This window comes from Thioalkalivibrio sp., assembly GCF_041685615.1.
Lineage (GTDB): Bacteria > Pseudomonadota > Gammaproteobacteria > Ectothiorhodospirales > Ectothiorhodospiraceae > Thioalkalivibrio.
In genome coordinates this window covers 1-2,502 of sequence record NZ_JAWLFK010000009.1, presented here as the reverse complement: position 1 = coordinate 2,502, position 2,502 = coordinate 1, and the positions used below count along the sequence as shown (strand labels likewise).

Genomic DNA, 2,502 nt, shown 5'->3' with positions numbered 1-2,502 from the left:
CATCCGCCGGGCGCTTTTTCGCGTCTCGAGCTGCTGAAACCAGGTTCTTCGTTATCCGGGGAATCGCGAAGCGGTTGTCCGGGACCTCTATGGGGCACCTCGCCGATGGGCAGAGCAGGCAAGGTTTGCCTCTGCATCTAGCCGTTGAACCTGACGCCGCCATTACAGGGCTCACCCATCCAGTTGCCGCAGCAAACCATCCAGTTCCTGGGCCATAACCGGGATGTCAGTCGTGGCAGTGTTCCAGACAATGCGGCTGTCGATCTTCGCATAACCATGGATCAGAAGGTTTCGAAGATCCACGGCCGCCCTCAATTGTGGGATCTGTCGAGCTAGATCGGGATCCGCCTTTTCCAGCTGGCCCAGCGCCTCGCCCAGAATCTCCAGCTGACGCTCAACGGCGGAGCGCATCAGATCGCTGGCTATGTAGTCCTCTTCGTTTGCGTCCTTCACGAATTCCGCCACGCGTCTCGCGGCCTCACGTGCGTCCCAAAGGTACGCCCGCGGATCACGCCGCATGGACCGCTTCCCGGGTTCGTTCGATATCCGCGAGGACATACGGATTGGTCACACTTTGCGGCGTCACCAGGTCCACGGGCCGCCCGAGAATGTCGCTCAACTCTCTGCGCAGACCGAGGAATTGCTCCAGGGACAATCCGGTCTGATCTGGCCCGAATTCCACGAGGAAATCCACGTCCGAACGTTCAGGGTCGAAATCTTCCCCGCGAGCTGCAGACCCGAAAACGTCCAGGCGTGACACACCGAAGTCACGGCAGACCGATTCGAGCGCGTTGCGATGTTGCTGAATCAATGGATGCATGCCCGAGCCTCCTGCCAACATACGATACGACAGTCACGCCCGGAGCGCAGCCACAAGGCAATGCTCGGTTGAGGCGCCGTTTGGTCCGCTGATAGGGGGCATACTTCGGTAGCAGGCTACGGGCCGGGGTTCGCCGGTCCAGGGGCGGGGAAACCAGCAGGGATGGAGACGGAAATAAATCTGTTCCCGTTTCCGTCCTCGGGCGGGCAGGGTCCCCTGGTTGGATCGCGCAACATGAGGTGAGCTGGCCCCTGCCCTCATCCGGTGCTATGGTGTTTTGGTGCCTACGATTTAGCCCGTCAGGAGTGCTTCGATGAGCCGATTAACAATCACCCTGGACGACCAGCTGCATCAGGCCCTGAAAGAGGCGGCGGCGCGGCAGCACCGTTCCATCGCTTCGATTATCGAGGAGAGCCTGGTCTATCGCGGGATTCGTACCCGTAGCGAAGCGCGGCAATTAGTGGCCTCGGCTCGGAAGCGCGCAGCGCTAAGCGAAGAAGATGCCATGGCTCTAGCGCTGGAGGAGACCTGTTCCGAGCGGGGCCGATGAAGCCGTGGACGCTGGTGGTTGACACCAACGTCGTGGTGGCGGGGCTTCTGTCCAGTGCACCACGCTCACCCGTATGCCGTGTCTTGGACGGGATGCTGGCGGGACATTTTCCTTTCCTGACTTCGCCTGACCTGATATCCGAATATCGCAGGGTTCTCTTGCGGCCGTCGCTGGTTCGGCTGCATGGCCTTTCGGACTCGCATATCGATGACTTGGTGACCGAACTGGTCGCCAATGCGATCTGGCGTGAGCCCAGCCCCTCATCGATTTCAGCTCCGGATGCCGGAGATGCTCACCTGTGGGATCTGCTGGCTTGTCACCCGCGCAGCATCCTGGTGACGGGCGACAAGCTGCTGGTCCAACAGCCATTTGCGCCGGGTCGTGTCGTCACGCCCGAGGCGGGCCTTGAGCTGTTTGAACCGAGCTGATTAGTTGCGGGCGCGACTGCCTGGGCTCGAGCGGAGATTGTTATTCCTGATTAGCAACGAGCTTCAGCCCATTGCAGGGAACGTTCTCCCAAGGGTTGGCTCCCTCCGCCGCGGTAGGGTGCTGTTGAGCGCAGCGAAACGCACCATTTCCCGCGTCGTGTCGGTCCTTTGATGGGATTCGCTGCGCTCGTCCCATCCTACAATCTGGCGGCGCTTTGGGGCGTGCCAGTCAAGGTTCGAGGGAAACAGCAGGGGTGGAGAGGGAAAACAAATCTGTCCCCATTCCGTGCCACTGAATCATCCGTTACCCAACACCAGGTGTTGGGTAACGGATGATTTTACACCGCACGAGAAGGCACCCGATGGATGTACTCCACCGGGCGTTTCGATTGGGTCGACGCCGGAAGCGGTGTGCCGGTGTGGTGTGGCTACGGTGCCAGGCGGGTTCTGCGGCGAATACCAACCAGAGCGGTTAAGCCGGTGACAAAGAGGGCGAGTGTCCCCGGAAGCGGAACCTCGGTCGGCCCTCCTCCGATGTCCTGTCCCTCGATTGTGGCACCGTCAAACGCGAGGCCTGACTGGTATGCCTCATCCGACCAGTTCACTACGCCGAACTGCAGGGCATAGTTCCCGGTCTCCAGGAAACTGAAGCTGCTGTTGATCCAGCCGGTGTAGCCACAGCCACCCGACCAGCAAGTCCCTGA

The 2,502-nt window shown here is 60.7% G+C and carries 4 protein-coding genes and 1 pseudogene; 2 read left to right on the top strand and 3 right to left on the bottom strand.

Going from position 1 to position 2,502, the window contains the following annotated elements; translation table 11 throughout:
• Nucleotides 1-171: 171 nt before the first annotated feature.
• Both ACESLR_RS03050 and ACESLR_RS03045 read right to left on the bottom strand, forming a co-directional pair.
• The gene (locus tag ACESLR_RS03050) at nucleotides 172-519 is read right to left on the bottom strand and encodes a DUF86 domain-containing protein (RefSeq protein WP_373054424.1); all 348 of its coding nucleotides are present in this window, start codon (nucleotides 517-519) and stop codon (nucleotides 172-174) included.
• Nucleotides 509-820, bottom strand: a complete 312-nt coding sequence (locus ACESLR_RS03045; RefSeq protein ID WP_373054423.1) for a nucleotidyltransferase family protein — start codon at nucleotides 818-820, stop codon at nucleotides 509-511. Before ACESLR_RS03045 ends, ACESLR_RS03050 begins: the two co-directional genes overlap by 11 nt.
• Before the next feature lie 313 nt (nucleotides 821-1,133).
• On the opposite strand from ACESLR_RS03045, the gene ACESLR_RS03040 reads away from it, so the two are divergent.
• Both ACESLR_RS03040 and ACESLR_RS03035 read left to right on the top strand, forming a co-directional pair.
• Nucleotides 1,134-1,370, top strand: a complete 237-nt coding sequence (locus ACESLR_RS03040; RefSeq protein WP_373054422.1) for a ribbon-helix-helix protein, CopG family — start codon at nucleotides 1,134-1,136, stop codon at nucleotides 1,368-1,370.
• Nucleotides 1,367-1,798: a putative toxin-antitoxin system toxin component, PIN family gene (locus tag ACESLR_RS03035; protein WP_373054421.1), complete on the top strand. Its 432-nt coding sequence runs from the start codon at nucleotides 1,367-1,369 to the stop codon at nucleotides 1,796-1,798. Before ACESLR_RS03040 ends, ACESLR_RS03035 begins: the two co-directional genes overlap by 4 nt.
• A 428-nt stretch (nucleotides 1,799-2,226) precedes the next feature.
• On the opposite strand, the pseudogene ACESLR_RS03030 reads toward ACESLR_RS03035, so the two are convergent.
• Nucleotides 2,227-2,502, bottom strand: a pseudogene (locus tag ACESLR_RS03030) (PEP-CTERM sorting domain-containing protein); the annotation flags it as partial.

What these genes read in the sequence shown, in the direction of transcription:
- ACESLR_RS03050 (WP_373054424.1), bottom strand. Translation starts at nt 519, where the DNA reads ATGCGGCGTGATCCGCGGGCGTACCTTTGGGACGCACGTGAGGCCGCG.
- ACESLR_RS03045 (WP_373054423.1), bottom strand. Translation starts at nt 820, where the DNA reads ATGCATCCATTGATTCAGCAACATCGCAACGCGCTCGAATCGGTCTGC.
- ACESLR_RS03040 (WP_373054422.1), top strand. Translation starts at nt 1,134, where the DNA reads ATGAGCCGATTAACAATCACCCTGGACGACCAGCTGCATCAGGCCCTG.
- ACESLR_RS03035 (WP_373054421.1), top strand. Translation starts at nt 1,367, where the DNA reads ATGAAGCCGTGGACGCTGGTGGTTGACACCAACGTCGTGGTGGCGGGG.